Genomic DNA, 21716 nt, shown 5'->3' with positions numbered 1-21716 from the left:
GAAGCCAGCCAAAACTTGGCAAGCCCTTTTATGCAGAGACTTTAGAAATTCTGCACGGCACCGCGAAGCAAGGTCAGAGGTCACGCCTTGCGCGACGCACGAACGACCCCGACCACTTCGCCGAGCAACGTACACGCGCGCTGAATCTGCGCCGCGCTCGACACCTCGACAGTGAACTGCATGTACGCCGCGTTGCGACGGCTCTGCGTCTTCACGCCGATCACGTTCATCTTCTCGCGCGCGAACACTTCGGAGATGTCGCGCAGCAGTCCTTGCCGGTCGCTCGCTTCGATCGCCAGATCGACCGGATAGACGGACTGCCCGCGCCCGCTCATCACGTCGGCGGACCAGGTGGTTTGCAGCACGCGCTCGGGTGCGCGATCGGCCATCCGCAGGAACGTCGGACAGTCACGCCGATGCACCGACATCCCTTTGCCGCGCGTCACGAATCCGCTGATCTCGTCCGGCGGCGCGGGACGACAGCAGCGCGCGAGCTGCGTGAGCAACGCGTCGACGCCGACCACCAGCACGCCCGTCGATGCGCCGTGCGCGACACTCGCGCCGCTGCTGCGCTTCTCGAACTGCTCGGGCACCTCGATCTCGGGTTCCGCAGGCGGTGCGTCGTGCAACGCCTGCTCGACGAGACGCAAACTGAACTCTTCCTTGCCGACCGCCGAGAACAATTCGTTGGTTTCTTCGAAGCCGAGCTTCGCCGCCAGCTGGTCGAGATTGACCGACGTCTTGCCTTCGCGTTGCAGGGTCTTTTCGACCATCGCGCGACCGTTCGCGATGTTTTCCTGCGCATCGACCGCGTTGAACCACGCACGCACCTTCTGGCGCGCGCGCGGACTATGCATATAGCCGAGCTGCGGATTGAGCCAGTCGCGTGACGGCCCACCTTCTTTCACCGAAACGATCTCGACGGTTTGCCCGTTCTGCAGCGACGTATTGAGCGGCACCATCGCGCCATCGACGCGTGCACCACGGCAACGATGACCCAGTTCGCTATGCAGGTGATACGCGAAATCGACCGGCGTCGAACCTTGCGGCAGCGAAATCACGCGCGCCTGCGGTGTCATCACGTAGATGTGGTCGTCGTCGAGTGTGGCCTGGCGCAGTTGCTCCCACGGCTGGCTCGCCTGCTCCTTGCCGTCTTCCGCTTCGCCGTCGGACACATCGTCCTTCCACGCGAGCAGTTGACGCAACCATGCAATCTTCTCGTCGTACTTGTCGTTCGCGCTGAACTGACCGCCGTAGCCACGCGTGCCGGCTTCCTTGTAGCGCCAGTGCGCAGCGACGCCGTACTCCGCGAAGCGATGCATCTCCTGCGTGCGGATCTGCACTTCGAACGCACGCCCGTCGTCGCCGATCACGACCGTGTGCAGCGACCGATAGCCATTCGGCTTCGGCCGGGAGATGTAGTCGTCGAACTCTCTCGGCACCGGCTGCCACAGGTTGTGCACGATCCCGAGCACGGTGTAGCAGTCCTTGATGTCCGGCACGATCACGCGAAACGCGCGCACGTCATAAAGCTCGGCGAAGTCCAGCGCCTTGCCGCGCATCTTGCGCCAGATGCTGTAGATGTGTTTCGGTCGCCCGCTGACTTCGGCCTTGATCTGCGCCGCAGCCAGTTCCTGCTGCAGCCGTTCGATCGCCTCGGCCACATACGACTCGCGCTCGACGCGCTTCTCGTCGAGCAGCTTCGCGATCCGCTTGTATGTGTCGGGTTCCTCGAAGCGGAACGCGAGATCCTCGAGCTCCCACTTCAGTTGCCAGATGCCGAGCCGGTTCGCGAGCGGCGCGTAGATGTCGAGTGTTTCGCGCGCGACGTCGGGCGTCGGTGTGATCTTCGCGGCCGCGTAATAGCGCATCGACTGCAGCCGCGACGCGAGGCGAATCAGCACGACGCGAATGTCCTGCGCGAACGCGAGCAGCATCTTGCGCAGCGCTTCGATCTGCGCGCGACGCGCCGCCTCGGCGTCGCGACCTGCTTCGGGGAACGCGTTCTGCGCGGCACGCAGACTGACCGTGCCGAGACGCAACAGCTTGCGCACGTCGCCGACCAGTTGGCCGACTTCCTCGCCGAAGTTCTCCGCGATCACCTGCTCCGGATCCTGCAGATGCGGCGTCAATCCGAACAGCGCCGCCGCCAGCACAGCAGGCGGATCGACGTTGAGCGTGCGCATGATCGACGCAGTGCCGGCCGCGTGCTCGGCGAGCAGCTCGCCGGACGACAGCCGCACGTCGCCCGCATGCAGACGCACGAAGGCCAGCGCGTCGTCGAAGGACGGGGTCGGCGGGGAAACGGTCGTAACGGTATCGGTATTCATGGTGCTGCTGCAATCCGCCGGGCCATGTTCATGCTGCAGGCCGGCGGAGATTCGACGGTGGTCCTAGCTACGCTGCGCCGCCACCACGACGACTTCGACGAGGCACTTCGGATTCGCGAGGCTTGCTTCGACGGTGGCGCGCGGCGGCGTCGCACCTTGCGCGACCCACTCGTCCCACACCGCGTTCATGCCGGCGAAGTGCGCCATGTCCGAGATGTAGATCTGCACGGACAGCAGATGCGACTTGTCGCTGTTCACTTCGGCGAGCAGACGGTCGATGTGGCCGAGCACTTCGCGCGTCTGGCCGGCGATGTCCTGATCCGTGTCTTCGGCGATCTGGCCGGCGAGATACACGGTGCCGTTATGCACGGCGATTTCGGAAAGACGCTTGCCGACGTGGTGACGAATGACTGCCATGAAATGTCCTGACGGTTGAAGAGGAATCGGATGGTTCGCGCGAATCACAAACTGCACCGCGCGAGCCCCATATTATGACGCGTCGGCAGACTCGCCGATGAAGAAGCGCGTCGCGATGCCGATCTGGTCCGGAGACAGAAATGCCGGCGCATGTCCGACGCCGTCGATCTCCACGCTCGACACCGCACGTCCACGCTTGACCATTGCCTCGAGCGTGTCGCGCGACAGCAGATCGGACTGCGCGCCGCGCACCGCGAGCACAGGACCGGGCGCTGCTTCGAGCGCGCGCCACAACGCCGCTTCGCCGAGCGCCACCAGCTCCTGCGTCGTCGCCGCGAACGGTTCCGCGATGCGCGGATCGTAGCGGAACTGCCATGCGCCATCGCGCTCGTGCAGCAGCGGCGTGTTGATCTCACGCCACTCGTCGGAAGTCAGCGGACCGAACGACTGCGCGAGCAGCGCCGCGTGATCGATGCCCGCCTGCAGCGTGTCGAAACGCGCGGGCTTGCCGAGGTAATCGCCGATGCGCGCGACAGCCACCGGTTCCAGATGCGGACCGACGTCGTTGAGCAGCAGCTTGCGGATCGGCGTGTCGGGCAACCCGGCGAGCGCCATGCCGATCAGCCCGCCCATCGACGTGCCGAACCAGTCGACCGTTTCGACGTCGAGCCGGGCGATCAGCGTAACCATGTCGGCCACGTATTGCGGCACGCTGTAGCCGGCCGGATTGACGAGCCACGACGACAGGCCGCGCCCCACGATGTCCGGACACACGACGCGATAAACACCCGCGAGCGCACGCGCGACGCGATCGAAATCGCGCCCCGAGCGCGTGAGTCCATGCACGCAGACGAGCACCCGCGGATTCGCCGGATCGCCCCACTCCGTGTACGCGACGCGATGCAGTCCGCTCGCGCTCGCGCACTGGACGAAACGCTGGCGGGGCACGGCGGGATCGGCAGATGGGCGGGCAGCGAGGGACGTGGCGGTCATCGGGGATTCCTTGCGAGAACAGAGAAACGTGCGGAGAAAGACGCGGTGCAGTACGCAATCTGTGTGGTCGATTGTAAACCGCTTTGCTGCGTGCCCCCCGGCAAGGGCGGACGGCCTCAGAAGTCCACGCACATAAAACAAAACGGGCGAAGCTCACGCTTCGCCCGCCTCGTACGACCCCTTCGAACCGCTTCAGCTCACCGCGCTCACATCGAGCGGCGCGCCCGTCTTCGCTTTGATCTCATCGACCGAGACGCCGGGTGCAAGCTCAGTCACCTTCAAACCGTCGCCGGTCACCTCGATCACGCCGAGGTCCGTGATGATCTGATCGACCACGGCGACACCGGTCAGCGGCAGCGTGCATTCTTCGAGGATCTTGTGCTGGTCGCCCTTCGCGACGTGCTCCATCAGCACCACGACGCGCTTCACGCCCGCCACCAGATCCATCGCGCCGCCCATCCCCTTGATCATCTTGCCGGGGATCATCCAGTTCGCCAGATCGCCCTTCTTGCTGATCTGCATCGCACCGAGGATCGCGAGATTGATGTGGCCGCCGCGAATCATCGCGAACGAATCCGCCGACGAGAAGATCGACGAACCCGGCAGCGTCGTCACCGTCTGCTTGCCCGCGTTGATCAGGTCGGCATCCACTTCTTCGTCGGTCGGCGACGGGCCGATACCGAGCAGTCCGTTCTCCGACTGCAGCCACACTTCGACACCTGCCGGCACGTGGTTCGCGACCAGCGTCGGCAGCCCGATGCCCAGGTTCACGTAGAAGCCGTCCTGCAATTCCTTCGCCGCGCGCGCGGCCATTTCGTCACGAGTCCATGCCATGATCAGTCTCCTTTCGCGCGGACGACACGTTGTTCGATGCGTTTTTCCGGATGCGCATTGAGCACGATGCGCTGCACGAAGATGCCCGGCGTGTGGATCGCGTCCGGATCCAGCTCACCGACCTCGACGATCTCCTCGACCTCGACGACCGTGATCTTGCCGGCCATCGCGCACATCGGGTTGAAGTTGCGCGCGGTGCGGCGATAGATGAGATTGCCCGACTTGTCGGCCTTCCATGCCTTGACGAGCGCGACGTCCGCGGTCAGCGAATGTTCGAGCACGTAGTGGTTCTCGCCGAACTGGCGCGTTTCCTTGCCTTCGGCGATCAGCGTGCCGTAGCCAGTGTTCGTGAAGAACGCCGGAATGCCCGAGCCACCGGCGCGCAGCTTCTCGGCAAGCGTGCCCTGCGGCGTGAATTCGAGTTCGAGTTCGCCGGCCAGAAACTGACGCTCGAACTCCTTGTTCTCGCCGACGTACGACGAGATCATCTTTTTCACCTGCCGCGTTTCGAGCAACTGGCCGAGACCGAAGCCATCGACACCCGCGTTGTTGCTGATGCAGGTGATGCCCTTCACGGCGGAATCGCGCAACGCCGCGATCAGCGCCTCCGGGATGCCGCACAGACCAAAGCCGCCGACGGCAAATGTCTGCCCGTCCTTGACGATGCCTTCGAGCGCGGCAGCCGCGCCTGGATAGACCTTGTTCATCAATATGTCCCTTCCTTGATATGGAAACCCGAAAACGGATCGGTGCGATGGTGCGCGAAGGCCGCGACAGAAACCCGGCCCGACATCCCATTCTAGTCGTGCGAAGCGGACGTCGTCGCTGGATTGCGCAACGCGTCGACGGCCTGCTCCGCTGCTTGTGATTTGTCTGAAAGGGTACGATGTGGCGGCGCTGCGGCACAATACGCAAAAGTACATAAGCAATCACCACAACCCCGGCCACAGCCCGTCGCACCATGCCCGCCCTCGACTACCAGACTGCCTTCCACCTCGCGCCGATCGGGCTCGTGCTGTCGCGCGAACGGATCATCGAGGACTGCAACGATCAGCTTGCTGCGATCTTCGGCCGCACGCGCGAGTCGCTGCTGGGTCAGTCGTTCGAGGTGCTGTACCCGTCATCCGACGAATTCGACCGGGCCGGCGCGCGCATCACGCCGATCATGACCGCGCAGGGCAGCTACGCGGACGACCGCATCATGAAGCGCGCAAACGGCGAACTGTTCTGGTGTCACGTGACGGGACGCTCGCTGAACCGCCGCGATCCGCATGCGGCCGGCGTCTGGACATTCGAGGATCTGAGCGCGACACGACGCGTCGCGGTGGAGTTGACGCCGCGCGAACGTGAGATCGCCGCGCAGCTGGTGACGGGAAAAACAAGCAAGCAGATCGGCCGCGCGCTCGACATCAGTTCGCGCACGGTCGACATCTACCGCGCGCGGCTGATGCGCAAATACGATACGGGGAATGCGACCGAACTGCTGCAGCGGCTGCTTGGTTGATTCGATCGCTACCGTTCAGGCGGTCTTGACCAGCGTAGCGCCTTCGATTGTCGCGCGCAGCAGATCAGGAATCGGTGCCGACTTGCCGGCCGCATAGTCGATCCACACGCAGCGCGCGGCGCCGCGCGCGTAGACGGTGGCCGGATCGTCGGCACGGGTCAACTCGAAGCCAGTGTCGAAACTGCTACGCCCCGGCTTGCCGACCGTCATCCGGCCGATCACGTCGCCGGGATAGTGCAGCTGCTTCAAGAACTCCATCGACGCATTGACGATCACCGGCCCCTGCCCCTCGCCGTTACCGCCGGCGATGCCGAGACGCTCGAACCAGGAAATCCGCACCTGCTCCATATAGCGAAAGTAGACCGTGTTGTTCACATGGCCGAATGCGTCCATGTCGCCCCAGCGGATCGGCATCGACATCTCGAAGACTGCGTGATACTCGTTCATCGTACTCATCTTGCTTCTTCTACTTTGTTAAAACAGCGGTGCCGCAAAAACTGTTGTGGAAACCTCAGGCCAAACCGAAACCGTCGTCGGCGGCGATGATCGAGCCGTTGATGAACTGCGATTCGTCGGCGGCGAGCAACAGCAGCAGACCATCGAGATCTTCCGGCTTGCCCACTCGATGACGCGGCAGCATCGACACCAGCTTCTGCCCCTGCTCGGTCGACCAGTGATGGTGATTGATCTCGGTATCGATATAGCCGGGGCAGATCGCGTTCACGTTGATGCCGTGGCGGCCCCATTCCTGCGCCATCGCCTTCGTCATGTGGACGACGGCCGCCTTGCTCATCGAATACAGCCCGATCTGCGGCAGCACGCGCAGCCCGGCCATCGACGCGATGTTGATGATCCGGTACGCCGGTTTCTGGCCGCCGTTGTTGCTGCGCATGATCATCCGCTTCGCGACTTCCTGCGCGACGAAGAAAGCGCCGCGCGTGTTCGTGTCGAACACGTATTCGAAATCGGCGGGCGTCACGTCGGACAGCTTCTGCGTGGTCGACACGCCGGAATTGTTCACGAGGATATCGATCGTGCCCGCTTCCGTTTCGGCATGCGCGACCGCCGACTTGATGCTCTGGTAATCCGTCACGTCGAGCGACACGACGTGCGCCGCGCCGCCGGACGCCTCGATCTCGGCGCGCAGTTCCTTCAGGCGCTCGGTGCGGCGGCTGGCCAGCACGACCTTCGCGCCCGCCTGCGACAGCACCTGCGCAAAGCGCTTGCCGAGTCCGCTCGACGCGCCGGTAATCAGCGCGACCTTGCCTTCCAGATTGATCGAACGGCCCATTGTCGTTCCCTTTCTCGTTGATGGTGGCGGGTACGGAGCCGCCACGAAGCCACTACAAAGCCATCACAAGGCGCTTCGACTTCGTGCGGCAACACCGTACCACATAAATAGAACGATCGTGCTAATGTTTGCTCATCGGGTTGCGGCTCAAGTATCGTTCGCTGACAATACGAACCCGAGAAAAAAGCATTCTAACGGTAAGAGGAGCATCGATGACCCCCACCAGTCTCATTGAGCAGTACGGCCCGCGCGAGTCGATGGAATACGACGTCGTGATCGTCGGCGGCGGCCCGGCTGGTCTGTCTGCGGCGATCCGGCTGAAGCAGCGGGCGCAGGAGAAAGGCGTCGAGATCGGGGTCTGCGTGCTCGAGAAGGGCTCGGAAATCGGCGCGCACATCCTGTCGGGCGCGGTGATGGACCCACGCGCGATCACCGAACTGATTCCGGACTGGAAGGAAAAAGGCGCGCCGCTGAACGTCGAGGTCACCGAAGACCGTTTCCTGTTCCTGTCCGAAACCGGCGCGAAGACCGTGCCGGGCTGGGCGCTGCCAGACAACTTCAAGAACCACGGCAACTACGTGATCAGCCTCGCGAACGTGACGCGCTGGCTGGGTCAGCAGGCCGAAGCGCTCGGCGTCGAAATCTTCCCGGGTTTCCCGGCTGCCGAGGTACTGTACAACGACGACGGCTCGGTCAAGGGCGTCGCGACCGGCAACATGGGCATCGGCAAGAACGGCGAGCCGACCGAAAACTTCCAGCTCGGCATGGAGCTGCACGCGAAATACACGCTGTTCTGCGAAGGCGCACGCGGACACCTCGGTCGCCAGCTGTCGGAGCGCTTCAAGCTGCGCGACGGCGTCGATCCGCAGGCCTACGGTATCGGCATCAAGGAACTGTGGGAAATCGATCCGGCGAAGCACAAGCCCGGCCTCGTGATCCACTCGGCCGGCTGGCCGCTCGAGAACGATACGTACGGCGGCTCGTTCCTCTATCACATCGACAACAACCAGGTGATGGTCGGCTTCATCGTCGGGCTCGGCTATACGAATCCGTATCTGTCGCCGTTCGAGGAATTCCAGCGCTACAAGACGCATCCGGCGATCCGCGCGTTTCTCGAAGGCGGCAAGCGCGTGTCGTACGGCGCGCGCGCAATCACCGCCGGTGGTCTGCTGTCGCTGCCGAAGCTGGTGTTCCCGGGCGGCGCGCTGGTCGGCGACGACGCGGGCTTCCTGAACGCCGCGCGGATCAAGGGCAGCCACGCGGCGATCAAGACCGGCATGCTCGCCGCCGACGCCGCGTTCGACGCGGTGCAGGCCGGCCGCCAGTCCGACGAACTCGCCGCGTTCCCCGAAACGTTCAAGACGTCGTGGCTGTACACCGAGCTGCATCGCGCGCGCAATTTCAAGCAGTGGATGAGCAAGGGTCTGTACCTCGGCACGCTGATGGTCGGCATCGAGCAGAAGGTGCTCGGCGGCAACGTGCCGTGGACGCTGCATCATCAGCACTGGGATCACGAGATGCTGAAGCCGGCGTCGCAGTGCAAGCAGATCGAGTATCCGAAGCCGGACGGCAAGCTGACGTTTGATCGACTGTCGTCGGTGTTCATCTCGAACACGAATCACGAGGAGAACCAGCCGGCTCACTTGACGCTGAAGGATCCGAGCGTGCCGGTGGACGTCAACCTGCGCACCTACGCGGGCCCGGAAAGCCGCTACTGCCCTGCTGCGGTGTACGAGTTCGTGAAGAACGACGACGGCGGCGAACGTCTGGTGATCAATGCGCAGAACTGCGTGCACTGCAAGACCTGCGACATCAAGGATCCGACGCAGAATATCGTGTGGGTCACGCCGGAAGGTGGTGGCGGTCCGAACTATCCGAATATGTGACGGTGCTTCCGTTCACAATAAAAAACGCCGCGTCTAGCGGCGTTTTTTATTGGTGCTCTTATCGCACACCCAGACTCAAGGCGCGCTCGCCGCAATCTTCGGCGTTGCAGTCGTCACGTCGCCGCATTGCGCGCGATGCCGCAGCGCGTGATCGATCAGCACCAGCGCGAGCATTGCTTCGGCGATCGGCGTCGCGCGGATGCCGACGCACGGGTCATGCCGCCCGAACGTCTCGACGACGACCGGCTGACCGTTCCGATCGATCGAGCGACGCGGCGTGCGAATGCTCGACGTCGGCTTGATCGCGATCGATACCGTGATGTCCTGCCCCGTCGAAATCCCGCCGAGCACACCGCCTGCGTGATTGCCGACGAAGCCGTCGGGCGTCAGTTCGTCGCCGTGCACGGAGCCGCGCTGCGCAATGCTCGCGAAGCCCGCGCCGATCTCGACGCCCTTCACTGCGTTGATGCCCATCATCGCGTGCGCGATGTCGGCATCGAGACGATCGAACAGCGGCTCGCCAAGACCGACCGGCACGCCCGATGCCACCGCGTTGATCCGCGCGCCGATCGAATCGCCGTCCTTGCGCAGCGCGTCCATGTACGCCTCGAGCTGCGGCACGAGGTCGGCGTTCGCTGCGAAGAACGGGTTCTCGCTCACATGCGACCAGTCGACGAACGGCACGTCGATCTCACCGAGCGCCGCCATGTACGCGCGAATCTCGGTGCCGAACTGTTCGCGCAGCCACTTCTTCGCGACCGCTCCTGCGGCCACCGTCGGCGCCGTCAGACGCGCGGACGAACGACCACCGCCGCGATAGTCACGGATGCCGTATTTCTGCCAGTAGGCGTAGTCGGCGTGGCCGGGACGGAACGTGTCGGCGATGTTGCCGTAGTCCTTGCTGCGCTGGTCGGTGTTGCGGATGAGCAGCGCGATCGGTGCGCCGGTGGTGCGGCCTTCGAATACGCCCGACAGGATCTCGACCCTGTCCTCTTCCTTGCGTTGCGTCACGTGGCGCGACGTGCCCGGCTTGCGGCGATCGAGTTCGAGCTGGATGTCGGCTTCGGACAGCGTCATGCCGGGCGGACAGCCGTCGATCACGCAGCCGATCGCGGGCCCATGCGATTCGCCGAAACTCGTGACGGTGAAGAGCGTGCCGAGAGTATTGCCGGACATGAGGGGAGTCCAAAGAAAAGCGGGGAAAGCGATATTATGCCAGCCCACCCGTCGAGGGGGCGGCCGGCATCGCTAGCGGGGGCCTTGCAGCGTATGCCCAGGCGCCCTGACTACGAGACGCTATTTGCGCGCACCTCGCAAGTCGCTGACGATCTGCTGCAGCCTTTCCGGCGTCGCTTCGTCCGGACTCAACGGCTCGCCGACCGCCAGCGTCAGCCGGCTCATCACACCTTTGTGCACCGGCCGCGGCACACGCGCCTCGCCGCTGCGCGAAAAATAGCTGCCCCACAATCCGCGCAATGCCATCGGCACGACCGGCACCGGCGCACGTCGGATGATTTCGGTCACGCCGTGACGGAACGGATTCATGTCGCCCGTTTTCGTCAGCTTGCCTTCCGGGAAAATGCACACGAGATCGCCGTCGGCGAGCGCCTCCGCGCAGCGCTCGTAAGCGCGCTTGAGCAGCGCCTCGTCTTCGTGCGCCGGCGCGATCGGAATCGCTTTCGCGTGGCGGAACAACCAGCCCGCGAACGGCGAACCAAAGATGCGGTGGTCCATCACGAAACGGATCGGCCGCGGGCTCTCGGCCGCGATGACGATCGCGTCGACGTAGCTGACGTGATTGCAGACCAGCACCGCCGCGCCCTCTTCCGGAATCCGCTCAGCGTGCACGAGGCGGATCCGGTAGAACGTATGCACCAGCACCCACGCGATAAAACGCAGCAGAAACTCCGGCACGAGCGAATAGATATAGATCGCGACGACGATGTTCAGCAGCGCAGTGGTGAGGAAGATGCCCGGAATGCCGACGCCCAGCGACGTCAACCCCACCGCCATCAACGACGACACGATCATGAACAGTGAATTGAGAATATTGTTCGCGGCGATGATCCGCGCGCGATGCGTCGGCTGGCTACGCGCCTGGATCAGCGCGTACAGCGGCACGCTATAGAAGCCGCCGAACATCGCGAGCAGCAGCAGATCGATCAGCACGCGCCAGTGCGCGGGCACTGCGAGAAACTCGCCGACCGACAGCAGATGCGGTGCAGTCGGCAGCGCGTGACTCGCGAAGAACAGATCGATCGCGAACACGCTCATGCCGATCGAACCGAGCGGCACGAGGCCGATTTCAATGCGGCGCTTGGACAGCCGTTCGCACATCAGCGAGCCCGCGCCGATACCGATCGAGAACGTGGCGAGCAACACCGTGACGACATCCGGATTCGCCGACAGCACCTCCTTCGCAAACCGGAAAAACGACGACAGGAACGTCGCGCCGACGAACCACAGCCACGAGATGCCGAGCAGGCTCAGAAACACCGTGCGGTCTTCGCGCGCGAGTTTCAGGTTGCGCCATGTCTCGCTGAACGGATTCCAGTTGATGCGCAGATCCGGCTGCGCAGCCGGCGTCACCGGCACGAGGATCGACACCGCGCGACCCGCAAGCGCGATCACCACGCACATCCCCGCGAGGATTCCAGCGCCGTGCTCGACGAACCCGGCAGCCGCGCCGCCCGCGATCGTGCCGATCAGGATCGCGACGAACGTGCCCATCTCGATCATCCCGTTACCGCCGACCAGCTCCGACTTCGACAGATGCTGCGGCAGATACGAATACTTGACCGGGCCGAAGAGCGTCGAATGGACGCCCATCAGGAACGTGCACAGATAGAGCAGCGATGCGTTGTGAAACCAGAAGCCCGCGCCGCCGATCAGCATCACGCCGATCTCGAAGGTCTTCACGAAACGCGTCAGCACGGCCTTGTCGTATTTATCGGCGATCTGGCCGGAGGTCGCCGAGAACAGCACAAACGGCAGGATGAAGATCGCCGAGATCAGGAACGCGGCCGTCTTCGGATCGACGCCGGAGAAACGCGCGGCCTGATACGTGACGAGCGACGTGAAGCCGATCTTGAACACGTTGTCGTTCATCGCACCGAGGAACTGCGTCCAGAAGAACGGCGCGAAGCGCCCTTCGCGCAGCAGGCTGAACTGGGATTCGTGTGCGCGATCGTCGCGGGCGGCGCGGCGGTCGGCGGGGACTGAACTTGACGGGCGGTCGCTCATAGGTATCGGGAATGGGGAGTGCGGCAATGCGCGTGTAAAAACAGATGCGTTCGGATCGGGCACGCATGTCGAGGATGCCCGGACGATCGTCGATCACCCACAAAAAAAGCGCACGCTTTCGCGCACGCCCTGGTATCGCCTGATTTGCCTAACGGGGCGACGGCTGCCACGCCATCGCGCCTCGCCAGGACTATCGCGCCTGCTGCGGCTCCTGCTCTTCCGGCCAGTCGCGGATATAGGCCTTCAGCATACGATTCTCGAAACCCTGTTCCTCGACCACCGCCTTCGCGACGTCGTAGAACGAGATCACGCCCATCAGTGCGCGGCTTTCGAGTACCGGCAGATAGCGGACGTGATGTTCGAGCATCATGCGGCGCACTTCGTTGACGTCGGTTTCAGGCGTGCAGGTGATCGGATGATCGTCCATCACCTTGCGAATGGTCGACGAACCGACGCTGCCGCCGTTCTTGTGCAACGTCAGGATGATTTCGCGGAACGTCAGCATGCCGACCAGATCGCCGTATTCCATCACGACGAGCGAACCGATATCGTGCTCTGCCATCGCGGTGACTGCGTCGTCCAGTGACGTGTCGGGCGTGACCGTAAAAAGGGTGTTGCCCTTGACCTTGAGAATGTCGCTGACTCGCATGATTTGTCTCCTGTCGATCAGAGGGGGCGTTGCGGCGCCTATGGGGCGCTTACTGGGCGCCGGCTCTGATCCCATGCAAAAAAAGTTGCGGATGACGCCGGGTGTGCATAACTGACTTTCGATCCTAGCGGAAAGGCCCGCAAAAGGAAAGCGCGCACAAGCCCCACCGACGCCCGCCGGAAGCCCGTCCGGCAACGAACACAGTATGGAACAAACGCTCGCGGGACGCTCCGAAGCGCCCCAAAAAGCGCCGACCGCGCGCGGGCCGGATGATACGATGGCCGGCACTTTCACCTCTCGCGCACGCCGCTCCCGGCTGCGCCGCCCAGCATGTCCGCCAACCGTTTCGATACGCTCGCGCTGCACGCGGGCGCAGCGCCCGACCCCACCACCGGCGCGCGTGCCACGCCGATCTACCAGACTACGTCGTTCTCGTTTCGCGATACCGATCATGCGGCGTCGCTGTTCAACATGGAGCGCTCGGGCCACGTCTATTCGCGCATCTCCAATCCGACGGTCGCCGTCTTCGAAGAGCGCGTCGCCGCGCTCGAGAACGGCGCGGGCGCGATCGGCACCGCGAGCGGCCAGGCCGCGCTGCATCTCGCAATCGCCACGCTGATGGGCGCGGGCGCGCACATCGTCGCGTCGAGTGCGTTGTACGGCGGCTCGCACAACCTGCTGCACTACACGCTGCGCCGCTTCGGCATCGAGACGACGTTCGTGCGCCCCGGCGACCTCGCCGCATGGCGCGCTGCGCTGCGGCCGAATACGCGGCTGCTGTTCGGCGAAACGCTCGGCAACCCGGGCCTCGACGTGCTCGACATCGCAGCAGTCGCTCAGATCGCGCATGAGCATCGCGTGCCGCTGCTGGTCGACTCGACGTTCACGACGCCCTATCTGCTGCAGCCGTTCGCGCACGGCGCCGATTTCGTCTATCACTCCGCGACCAAATTCCTCGGCGGCCACGGCACCACGATCGGCGGCGTGCTGGTGGACGGCGGCACGTTCGACTTCGATGCGTCGGGCCGCTTCCCCGAATTCACCGAGCCCTACGAGGGCTTCCACGGCATGGTCTTCGCCGAGGAAAGCACCGTCGCGCCGTTCCTGCTGCGCGCGCGGCGCGAAGGGTTGCGCGACTTCGGCGCGTGCCTGCATCCGCAGGCTGCGTGGCAACTGCTGCAGGGTATCGAGACGCTGCCGCTGCGGATGGAGCGCCACGTCGCGAATACGCGCAAGGTGGTCGAATTCCTCGCGGCGCACGCAGCGGTCGAATCGGTGGCTTACCCCGAGCTTGCATCGCACCCGGATCACGCGCTCGCGCAACGTCTGCTGCCGCGCGGCGCGGGTGCGGTGTTCAGCTTCAACCTGCGCGGCGACCGCGCGGCCGGGCGAAGTTTCATCGAGAGCCTGTCGCTGTTCTCGCATCTGGCGAACGTCGGCGATGCGCGCTCGCTCGTCATACACCCCGCATCCACCACGCACTTCCGGATGGACGCCGCCGCGCTCGCGGCAGCAGGTATCGCGGAAGGCACGATCCGGCTGTCGATCGGTCTCGAAGATCCCGACGACCTGATCGACGATCTGAAACGCGCGCTCAAGGCCGCGCAGAAAACCAGTGCGCCGGCAGCTCCCGCGCGCAAGGAGTCCGCATGATCGTCGACGTCCGTGGCACCCCCGCCTATGTCTACACCGGCGGCAAACCGTTCGACCCCGCACTGCCCTGCGCCGTGTTCCTGCACGGCGCGGAACACGATCACAGCGTATGGGCGTTGCAGACCCGTTACTTCGCGCACCACGGTTTCACGGTGCTCGCCCCCGACCTGCCAGGCCACCATCGCAGCGCTGGTCCCGCGCTGACCAGCATCGCCGCGCTGGCCGACTGGCTCGCCGCGCTGCTCGACGCGATGAAGGTATCGCGCGCGTTCGTCGCGGGACACAGCATGGGCTCGCTCGTCGCGCTCGATTTCGCCGCCCGCTACCCCGACCGCGCGACGCATCTCGCGCTGCTCGCGACCGCCGTGCCGATGACCGTTTCGGCGACGCTGCTCGACGCAGCACGCGACCGCGAACCCGAAGCGATCGACATGGTGAACCAGTGGTCGCACTCGACGATCGCCGCTAAACCGTCGAGCCCCGGCCCCGGCTTCTGGCTGCACGGGATGAATCAGCGTCTGATGGAACGCGTATCTGCGACCGGCGAAACACACCTGTTCCACACCGACTTCGCCGCCTGCAACGACTATGCGGACGGCATCGCCCGCGCGGCGAACGTGCGCTGCCCGGTGCGCTTTGTCGTCGGGCGGCGCGATGCGATGACGCCACCACGCGCGGCGCGAGCGCTGGCCGATGTGTTCGCCGCAGCAGGCGTCAAGGCAGACACCGTCACGCTCGACGCCGGCCACGCGCTGATGACCGAGCAGCCGGACGCGACGCTCGACGCGCTGTTTACGTTCGCATCGAAGGCACCATCGGGCACCATTGAACTGAACGCCACGACCTCAAGATAACCGCGCCCGAGGCCGCGCGCCATTGGCCGAACGGCCTGGTTGCGCGCCACGGTCGATCGCAGCACAATGGTCTGGCAGAAGGGTAACGAGCTACGGAACAGGGGGCGACCATGGGCCAAACCACTCATACCGACCACTTCGCGAATTTCGCGGAGTTTTATCCGTTCTATCTCGACGAGCATCGCAACCGCACGTCGCGGCGGCTGCATTTCATCGGGTCGCTAGGCGTGATCGGCTGTCTTGCGATGGCGCTCGCCACCGGCGACTGGCTATGGCTGCCGGCTGCTGTTGTGTGCGGTTACGGCTTTGCGTGGGTCGGCCACTTCTTCTTCGAGAAAAACCGGCCGGCCACGTTTCGTCATCCGCTCTACAGCCTGATGGGCGACTGGGTGATGTTCAAGGACATCTGTGTGGGGAAGATTTCGCTTTAGGAAGATTTCGCTTTAATCCGTCCGGCAAGAATCAAGGCTGTTTTCACACGCTCGACGCCCGGAAAAGCATGCCAAACGAACGATCTGATTTCTTTACCCGGGTCTATCGAGAGAACCTTTGGAACAACAACGAGAGCCGGTCCGGACACGGCTCCGGGCTGGACTACACCCGGCCGCTGATTGAATCGCTTCCCGCGGCGCTACGCTCGCTGGAGGTGTCTCGTCTGCTCGATCTGCCATGTGGAGATTTCCACTGGATGAAAAACGTCGACCTGACCGGCATTGACTATGTTGGCGGCGACATCGTGTCGAATCTGGTGGAAGCCAATAACGCCACGTATGGTTCTCCGTCCCGCCAGTTTGTCGTGCTGGACATCGTCAAAGACTTGCTGCCGCCGGCAGATATGGTCTTTGTCCGTGACTGCTTCATCCATTTCTCGAACGCGCTCATATTCGACGCGCTGAAAAATATCGCTCGTAGCGATATCCGGTATCTGTGTACGACGACGCTCGACGCGGCCCACTACCAGGGTGTGGCGAACGTCGATCTTGATCGCACGCAACATGGAGTGAACTTCGAGTTCAGGCCGATCCTGTTCGAAGCGCCACCGTTCTCTTTCCCACCCCCCGTTCAGAAAATCAGGGACGACGGCGGCGGTACGGGAAACTGGCGGACGATCATGGGAGTCTGGGAAGTTGCCACCCTTCGCGATCTGCTGCGTGGCGCGATGAAGTGACCAGAAGCGCGCACGGCGCACCGCGCAAAATCACGCCGTCTGATGCGGCATCGCCGACGCGCGGCGACCCTCCTCAGCCGCACGCGCACGTGCCGCCGCACGCGCGGCCAGCAACGTCGCGAGCGATACGCCCAGCTTGTCGTTATCGAGCGCGCCGAGCAGCACCGTGCCGTCGACCCGCGTCGAATCCAGCTTGAGCTGATACTCCAGTTCAGAGCGATCGATCACGAACAGATCGAACAACCGCTCCACGGTCACCTGCGCCGGATTCGCCAGCAGCACGAAACGCGGTCGCGCGCTGTTCTCCTCGATGCGCGCAACCCATTCGATATCTTCGAGTTCTTCGAGCAACCGCGTCGTGGTCTCGAGGTCGCGGCGCAGCATCCGTGCAAGCTGCTGCACCGGGTGGCCGCGGTTGCCCGCATCGCGTGCTTCCGCTAACCGTGCGAGCAGTTCGAGCGAGTCGAACAGATCGCTGCCGGGAAACTGCGGTCGGTGGAATTGTCCGGTGCGGATCGCCGGCAACGCCGACGAGATCATCGCGCCAGCCAGCGTGATGAACCACGTCAGGTACATCCATAACAGGAACATCGGCACGACGGCAAATGCGCCGTACACGGCCGTGTAAGTCGGAATGCGCCGGATGTAATAGCCGAAGCCGCGCTTCGCCAGCTCGAATGCGACTGCTGCGCAGATTCCGCCGACCACCGCATCGCGCCACTCCACCCGACAGTTCGGCAGATAGACATAGAGCATCGTGAACGCGAGGATCGTCAGCGGCAGCGCCGCGCCGGTCAGCGCCCATTCGATCACCGGCGTGATGCGCTGCGCGGCATGAAACGCCATCGACTGCGTGAACAGATACGACGAGATCGACAGGCTCACGCCGATCAGGATCGGCCCGAGCGTCAGGATCGCCCAGTAGACAAGCACGCGCTGCGCGAACGGCCGCGCCTTGCGCACGCGCCAGATCACATTGAACGCGGACTCGACGGTCATCATCGTCATCACCGACGTGACCACCAGCACGATCAGCCCGAGCGTGGTCAGGCTCTTCGCCTTCGCCGCGAACTGGTTCAGGTAGCGGAAGATCTGGCTGTTGAACTGCGCGGGCATCAGATGATCCGCGAGGAAGCCCTGCAGCGATGCCTGGAACGACGAGAAAATCGGGAACGCGGTGAACAGCGCGAACGCGACCGTCGCCAGCGGCACGAGCGACAGCATCGTGGTGAACGTCAGACTGCCCGCCACCTGGGGAATACGATCTTCGCCGCTGCGCTGCGCGGCAAAACCCGCGAGACGCTTGAGCATGTCGAGATCGATGCGCACTCTGCGCCCTGTGGACAACGACAAAACCTTTCTCCTTCCATACCGTCAACCTGCAGAACCTGGCCACCGCGCAGCCTTGCCGCAAGCCCGGCACAAAGCCTAACCCCTATAATAACCGCTCAACGAAAAGGCCTATGAAAGACATCCTCGTGCTTTACTACAGCCGCTACGGCACCACGCGCGATCTCGCCCTCGCGATCGCGCAGGGCGTCGACAGCGTGGCCGGCATGCAGGCGCGCATCCGCACGGTGCCGCCGGTTTCGACAGTCTGCGAAGCGACCCAGCCGGACATCCCGGCCGAGGGTCCGCCGTACGCCGAACTGCGCGACCTCGAAGAATGCGCGGGCCTCGCGCTCGGCTCGCCGACCCGCTTCGGCAACATGGCCGCGCCGCTCAAATATTTTCTCGACAGCACGACGCCGCAGTGGCTGTCCGGCGCGCTGGCCGGTAAGCCCGCGTGCGTGTTCACGTCGACCGGCAGTCTGCACGGTGGCCAGGAAACGACGCTGCTGTCGATGATGCTGCCGCTACTGCATCACGGCATGCTGATTGTCGGTGTGCCGTACACCGAGAGCGCACTCACCACCACGCAAACCGGCGGCACGCCGTACGGCGCATCGCACTTTGCGCGCGCCGGATCTGCGCACCAAGGTCTTTCCACCGACGAAAAAACGCTCGCAGTCGCGCTCGGCGTACGCATCGCGCGCACCGCCTCCGCACTGGACGAACGGCCATGAACGCGCCTCAAGCATCGATCTCCGCGGACGTACCGGTCAGCGCCAACCGCTTCGCGGCGACCGTCGCGTCCGTTGCACTGCTGGCGCTGATCGCGCTGTGCATCGCGTGGGAATGGCGGCTCGCGCCGCTGCGTCCCGGCGGTTCGCTGCTCGTGCTGAAAGCGATTCCGCTGCTGTGCGCGCTCAATGGCGTACTGCGGCGCCGGCTGTACACGCTGCAATGGGCGTCGATGCTGATACTGCTGTATCTCGCCGAAGGCATCGTGCGCGGGATGTCGGACCCAGGTTTCAGCGCGACGCTCGGCTGGGTCGAGGTGGTGCTGTCGGTCATCTTCTTCGTCGCGGCGCTCGCGTATGTCGCGCCGTTCAAGCGTGCTGCGAAGCGCGCGCGTCAACCGCATTAGCCACGTTAACTGCCTATGAGCGAAACACGTTGCGCGCATTGCGTCGTACAACGCTTCATACGCCATTGCGTGCACCATTCCACGCACCGCCTCGAATACCTGCCCCGATCATGACCGACACTGCCGCCCCCACTTCCGCCCAGCCGTTCGTCGACGCATGCCGCAACGCGATCGGCGCCGCGCACGTGCTGACCGATCCGCACGACACCGCGCCGTTCCTCACCGACTGGCGCCGCCGCTACACCGGCGCAGCGTGCGCAGTGCTGAACCCGGCGACCGCGGAAGAAGTCGCAGCACTCGTGAAGCTCGCGGTCGAGCACCGCATCGCGCTCGTCCCGCAAGGCGGCAACACGGGCCTCGCAGGCGGCGCGACGCCGGATGCGACCGGTCATCAGGCAGTGCTGAGTCTGCGTCGACTGAACCGCGTCCGCGACATCGATCCGCACAACAACACGATCACCGTCGAGGCCGGCGTCGTGCTCGCCGACGTGCAGACACGCGCAGAAGAAGCGGGCCGTCTGTTTCCGCTGAGTCTCGCCGCCGAAGGCAGCTGCACGATCGGCGGCAATCTCGCGACGAACGCGGGCGGCACCGGCGTGCTGCGCTATGGCAACACGCGCGAGCTGTGTCTCGGGCTCGAGGTCGTGACACCGCAGGGAGAACTGTGGGACGGTCTGCGTGGACTGCGCAAGGACAACACCGGCTACGACCTGCGCGACCTGTTCATCGGCGCGGAAGGCACGCTCGGCATCATCACGGCTGCGGTGATGAAACTGCATCCGCAGCCGGCCGCGCGCGTGACGGCGCTTGCCGCGCTCGCGTCGCCGCATGCCGCGCTCGATTTCCTCTCGCTCGCTCAACGGATGGCCGGTCCGCTGCTGACCGGTTTCGAACTGATGTCGGATTTCTGTCTGCGGCTGGTCGGCCGGCATTTTCCGCAACTGCGCTATCCGTTCGCCGATACGCACGCGCAGATCGTGCTGCTCGAACTGTCCGACAGCGAAAGCGAAGCGCACGCGCGCACGCTGTTCGAGCAGTTGATGGAAGCCGCGCTCGAAGCCGGTATCGTCGACGATGCGGTGGTCGCGGAAAGTCTCGCGCAGTCGCAGGCATTCTGGAATCTGCGCGAGCACATTCCGCTCGCGCAGGCTGAGGAAGGGCTGAACATCAAGCACGACATTGCGGTGCCGATCTCGCGGATCGGTCACTTCATCGACGAGACCGATGCCGCGATCGCGCAAGCCGTGCCGGGCGTGCGGATGGTGACGTTCGGGCATCTCGGCGACGGCAATCTGCACTACAACGTGCAGGCGCCGGAGGGGATCGATGCGAAGCGTTTTCTCGCCGAATGGCAGGACCCGATCAACCGGATCGTCTATGACAGCGTGCATCAGCATCGCGGCAGCATCAGCGCCGAGCACGGGCTCGGTCAGTTGAAGGCCGACGAAGCGGCGCACTACAAGCAGCCGGTCGAGGTGCGGTTGATGCACGCCGTGAAGCACGCACTCGATCCGCTGGGGCTGATGAATCCGGGCAAGGTGCTACGCCAGGCGCCTCCCTTCGTTGTCCATCCGCAGGAGTCGCATCCGTGAAAATTCGCGTGCTGTCCGATCTGCATCTGGAGTCCGACGAACCCGAGGCGATTCCGCATGCAAACGCCGACCTGATCATCCTCGCCGGCGACATCCACAATCACGCGGCGGGCCTGCGCTGGGCGGCCGAAACGTTCGACGGCAGTGTGCCCGTCGTCTATGTGCCGGGCAATCACGAGTACTACGACGGCGAGTTCGGCGCGCTCGAAGCGGCGATGCACGACGCGGCCGCGTCGGTCGACAACGTGCACTTCCTGAACAACGCGACGCTCGTCGATCCTGATGGCCATTGGCGCGTACTCGGCACGACGCTGTGGACCGACTTCGCGCTCTACGGCGCGGACGACGACACGCTCGCCGAATCGATCGCGGCGGCGGAAAAAGCGATGCTGGATTTTCGTGGACTGATTCAGGTGACGTGGCCGGATCCGGCGGCTGGACTACCGGCGACGCACGCCGGCCGCAATTTCACCGCCGCCGACAGCCTTGCGCTGCACGAGCGGTCCCGCGCATGGCTCGCGGCGGAACTGGCGAAACCGTTCGCCGGCAAAACGATCGTGGTGACGCATCACGCGCCGCATCGGCTGAGTCTGGCTGCGCGCTATGCGGACGACCGGGTGTCGTCGGGTTTCGTCAGCGATCTGCCGGATCTCGTGCGTGCGCCTGTTGCGCTGTGGGTGCACGGTCATACGCACACCGCGTTCGACTACACGCTGAACGGCACGCGCGTGGTGTGCAACCCGCGCGGCTATATCGACCGGCGCACCGGCCGGCTCGAAAACCCCGACTTCACGTGGGACCGGATCGTCGAAGTGTGATCCGGTCCCCGCGC

Annotated in this window: 21 protein-coding genes; 10 read left to right on the top strand and 11 right to left on the bottom strand. The window is 64.3% G+C overall.

The genetic code is table 11. From position 1 onward, the window contains the following. Window positions 1-80: 80 nt before the first annotated feature. From E1748_RS15605 to E1748_RS15585, 5 genes are all read right to left on the bottom strand, one after another. Window positions 81-2330: a RelA/SpoT family protein gene (locus tag E1748_RS15605; protein WP_133648104.1), complete on the bottom strand. Its 2250-nt coding sequence runs from the start codon at window positions 2328-2330 to the stop codon at window positions 81-83. A 63-nt stretch (window positions 2331-2393) separates the two neighbouring features. After that, the gene (locus E1748_RS15600) at window positions 2394-2747 is read right to left on the bottom strand and encodes a RidA family protein (RefSeq protein ID WP_133648103.1); all 354 of its coding nucleotides are present in this window, start codon (window positions 2745-2747) and stop codon (window positions 2394-2396) included. A 72-nt stretch (window positions 2748-2819) separates the two neighbouring features. Then, a complete protein-coding gene (locus E1748_RS15595) occupies window positions 2820-3740 on the bottom strand; it encodes an alpha/beta fold hydrolase (protein ID WP_133648102.1) in 921 nt (306 codons plus the stop codon). A gap of 192 nt (window positions 3741-3932) precedes the next feature. Further along, a complete protein-coding gene (locus E1748_RS15590; RefSeq protein ID WP_133648101.1) occupies window positions 3933-4574 on the bottom strand; it encodes a CoA transferase subunit B in 642 nt (213 codons plus the stop codon). 2 nt (window positions 4575-4576) lie between these two features. Further along, a complete protein-coding gene (locus tag E1748_RS15585; RefSeq protein WP_133648100.1) occupies window positions 4577-5281 on the bottom strand; it encodes a CoA transferase subunit A in 705 nt (234 codons plus the stop codon). A gap of 254 nt (window positions 5282-5535) precedes the next feature. On the opposite strand from E1748_RS15585, the gene E1748_RS15580 reads away from it, so the two are divergent. Next, complete coding sequence (locus tag E1748_RS15580; protein WP_133648099.1) at window positions 5536-6078, top strand: LuxR C-terminal-related transcriptional regulator; 543 nt, start codon at window positions 5536-5538, stop codon at window positions 6076-6078. Between the two features lie 15 nt (window positions 6079-6093). Here E1748_RS15580 and E1748_RS15575 read toward each other — a convergent pair whose 3' ends face one another. After that, complete coding sequence (locus E1748_RS15575) at window positions 6094-6525, bottom strand: acyl-CoA thioesterase (protein WP_133649380.1); 432 nt, start codon at window positions 6523-6525, stop codon at window positions 6094-6096. A gap of 64 nt (window positions 6526-6589) precedes the next feature. Further along, window positions 6590-7369: an SDR family oxidoreductase gene (locus E1748_RS15570; RefSeq protein WP_133648098.1), complete on the bottom strand. Its 780-nt coding sequence runs from the start codon at window positions 7367-7369 to the stop codon at window positions 6590-6592. A 212-nt stretch (window positions 7370-7581) separates the two neighbouring features. On the opposite strand from E1748_RS15570, the gene E1748_RS15565 reads away from it, so the two are divergent. Continuing rightward, entirely contained in the window at window positions 7582-9255 is a 1674-nt protein-coding gene (locus E1748_RS15565) for an electron transfer flavoprotein-ubiquinone oxidoreductase (protein ID WP_133648097.1), read from the top strand. Between the two features lie 75 nt (window positions 9256-9330). On the opposite strand, the gene aroC is transcribed toward E1748_RS15565, so the two are convergent. From aroC to E1748_RS15550, 3 genes are all read right to left on the bottom strand, one after another. Next, window positions 9331-10431, bottom strand: coding sequence for a chorismate synthase (aroC, locus tag E1748_RS15560; protein ID WP_133648096.1), 1101 nt, complete (start codon window positions 10429-10431; stop codon window positions 9331-9333). Between the two features lie 120 nt (window positions 10432-10551). Further along, complete coding sequence (locus E1748_RS15555) at window positions 10552-12498, bottom strand: MFS transporter (protein WP_133648095.1); 1947 nt, start codon at window positions 12496-12498, stop codon at window positions 10552-10554. Window positions 12499-12688: 190 nt separating this feature from the next. Continuing rightward, on the bottom strand, window positions 12689-13147 hold the full coding sequence (locus tag E1748_RS15550; protein WP_133648094.1) for a CBS domain-containing protein: 459 nt from the start codon (window positions 13145-13147) through the stop codon (window positions 12689-12691). 330 nt (window positions 13148-13477) lie between these two features. Here E1748_RS15550 and E1748_RS15545 point away from each other — a divergent pair, with 330 nt between their 5' ends. The 4 genes from E1748_RS15545 (at window position 13478) to E1748_RS15530 (ending at window position 16822) form a co-directional block, all read left to right on the top strand. Next, window positions 13478-14800, top strand: a complete 1323-nt coding sequence (locus E1748_RS15545) for an O-acetylhomoserine aminocarboxypropyltransferase (RefSeq protein WP_133648093.1) — start codon at window positions 13478-13480, stop codon at window positions 14798-14800. Then, window positions 14797-15654: an alpha/beta fold hydrolase gene (locus E1748_RS15540; RefSeq protein ID WP_133648092.1), complete on the top strand. Its 858-nt coding sequence runs from the start codon at window positions 14797-14799 to the stop codon at window positions 15652-15654. The genes E1748_RS15545 and E1748_RS15540 overlap by 4 nt, the downstream gene beginning before the upstream one ends. A gap of 110 nt (window positions 15655-15764) precedes the next feature. After that, complete coding sequence (locus E1748_RS15535; RefSeq protein ID WP_133648091.1) at window positions 15765-16085, top strand: Mpo1-like protein; 321 nt, start codon at window positions 15765-15767, stop codon at window positions 16083-16085. A 68-nt stretch (window positions 16086-16153) separates the two neighbouring features. Further along, on the top strand, window positions 16154-16822 hold the full coding sequence (locus tag E1748_RS15530; protein ID WP_133648090.1) for a class I SAM-dependent methyltransferase: 669 nt from the start codon (window positions 16154-16156) through the stop codon (window positions 16820-16822). Window positions 16823-16852: 30 nt separating this feature from the next. On the opposite strand, the gene E1748_RS15525 is transcribed toward E1748_RS15530, so the two are convergent. Then, complete coding sequence (locus E1748_RS15525; protein WP_133649379.1) at window positions 16853-18133, bottom strand: YihY family inner membrane protein; 1281 nt, start codon at window positions 18131-18133, stop codon at window positions 16853-16855. A gap of 152 nt (window positions 18134-18285) precedes the next feature. On the opposite strand from E1748_RS15525, the gene wrbA reads away from it, so the two are divergent. From wrbA to E1748_RS15505, 4 genes are all read left to right on the top strand, one after another. Further along, on the top strand, window positions 18286-18888 hold the full coding sequence (wrbA, locus tag E1748_RS15520; RefSeq protein ID WP_133648089.1) for an NAD(P)H:quinone oxidoreductase: 603 nt from the start codon (window positions 18286-18288) through the stop codon (window positions 18886-18888). After that, window positions 18885-19292 carry a DUF2069 domain-containing protein gene (locus E1748_RS15515; protein WP_133648088.1) on the top strand — a complete coding sequence of 136 codons (408 nt, stop codon included), beginning with the start codon at window positions 18885-18887 and terminating at the stop codon, window positions 19290-19292. The genes wrbA and E1748_RS15515 overlap by 4 nt, the downstream gene beginning before the upstream one ends. A gap of 110 nt (window positions 19293-19402) precedes the next feature. After that, complete coding sequence (locus tag E1748_RS15510; protein ID WP_133648087.1) at window positions 19403-20884, top strand: FAD-binding oxidoreductase; 1482 nt, start codon at window positions 19403-19405, stop codon at window positions 20882-20884. Continuing rightward, window positions 20881-21702, top strand: coding sequence for a metallophosphoesterase (locus E1748_RS15505; RefSeq protein ID WP_133648086.1), 822 nt, complete (start codon window positions 20881-20883; stop codon window positions 21700-21702). Before E1748_RS15510 ends, E1748_RS15505 begins: the two co-directional genes overlap by 4 nt. Window positions 21703-21716 lie beyond the last annotated feature (14 nt).

Origin of the sequence: Paraburkholderia flava, assembly GCF_004359985.1 — a bacterium.
GTDB lineage: Bacteria > Pseudomonadota > Gammaproteobacteria > Burkholderiales > Burkholderiaceae > Paraburkholderia > Paraburkholderia flava.
The sequence above is the reverse complement of the archived record's forward strand: the minus strand, read 5'-3'. Positions and strand labels throughout refer to the sequence as shown.

Excerpts from the sequence above, each read along its gene's own strand:
- E1748_RS15605 (WP_133648104.1), bottom strand. The coding sequence starts at position 2,330 with ATGAATACCGATACCGTTACGACCGTTTCCCCGCCGACCCCGTCCTTC.
- E1748_RS15600 (WP_133648103.1), bottom strand. The coding sequence starts at position 2,747 with ATGGCAGTCATTCGTCACCACGTCGGCAAGCGTCTTTCCGAAATCGCC.
- E1748_RS15595 (WP_133648102.1), bottom strand. The coding sequence starts at position 3,740 with ATGACCGCCACGTCCCTCGCTGCCCGCCCATCTGCCGATCCCGCCGTG.
- E1748_RS15590 (WP_133648101.1), bottom strand. The coding sequence starts at position 4,574 with ATGGCATGGACTCGTGACGAAATGGCCGCGCGCGCGGCGAAGGAATTG.
- E1748_RS15585 (WP_133648100.1), bottom strand. The coding sequence starts at position 5,281 with ATGAACAAGGTCTATCCAGGCGCGGCTGCCGCGCTCGAAGGCATCGTC.
- E1748_RS15580 (WP_133648099.1), top strand. The coding sequence starts at position 5,536 with ATGCCCGCCCTCGACTACCAGACTGCCTTCCACCTCGCGCCGATCGGG.
- E1748_RS15575 (WP_133649380.1), bottom strand. The coding sequence starts at position 6,525 with ATGAACGAGTATCACGCAGTCTTCGAGATGTCGATGCCGATCCGCTGG.
- E1748_RS15570 (WP_133648098.1), bottom strand. The coding sequence starts at position 7,369 with ATGGGCCGTTCGATCAATCTGGAAGGCAAGGTCGCGCTGATTACCGGC.
- E1748_RS15565 (WP_133648097.1), top strand. The coding sequence starts at position 7,582 with ATGACCCCCACCAGTCTCATTGAGCAGTACGGCCCGCGCGAGTCGATG.
- aroC (WP_133648096.1), bottom strand. The coding sequence starts at position 10,431 with ATGTCCGGCAATACTCTCGGCACGCTCTTCACCGTCACGAGTTTCGGC.
- E1748_RS15555 (WP_133648095.1), bottom strand. The coding sequence starts at position 12,498 with ATGAGCGACCGCCCGTCAAGTTCAGTCCCCGCCGACCGCCGCGCCGCC.
- E1748_RS15550 (WP_133648094.1), bottom strand. The coding sequence starts at position 13,147 with ATGCGAGTCAGCGACATTCTCAAGGTCAAGGGCAACACCCTTTTTACG.
- E1748_RS15545 (WP_133648093.1), top strand. The coding sequence starts at position 13,478 with ATGTCCGCCAACCGTTTCGATACGCTCGCGCTGCACGCGGGCGCAGCG.
- E1748_RS15540 (WP_133648092.1), top strand. The coding sequence starts at position 14,797 with ATGATCGTCGACGTCCGTGGCACCCCCGCCTATGTCTACACCGGCGGC.
- E1748_RS15535 (WP_133648091.1), top strand. The coding sequence starts at position 15,765 with ATGGGCCAAACCACTCATACCGACCACTTCGCGAATTTCGCGGAGTTT.
- E1748_RS15530 (WP_133648090.1), top strand. The coding sequence starts at position 16,154 with ATGCCAAACGAACGATCTGATTTCTTTACCCGGGTCTATCGAGAGAAC.
- E1748_RS15525 (WP_133649379.1), bottom strand. The coding sequence starts at position 18,133 with ATGCTCAAGCGTCTCGCGGGTTTTGCCGCGCAGCGCAGCGGCGAAGAT.
- wrbA (WP_133648089.1), top strand. The coding sequence starts at position 18,286 with ATGAAAGACATCCTCGTGCTTTACTACAGCCGCTACGGCACCACGCGC.
- E1748_RS15515 (WP_133648088.1), top strand. The coding sequence starts at position 18,885 with ATGAACGCGCCTCAAGCATCGATCTCCGCGGACGTACCGGTCAGCGCC.
- E1748_RS15510 (WP_133648087.1), top strand. The coding sequence starts at position 19,403 with ATGACCGACACTGCCGCCCCCACTTCCGCCCAGCCGTTCGTCGACGCA.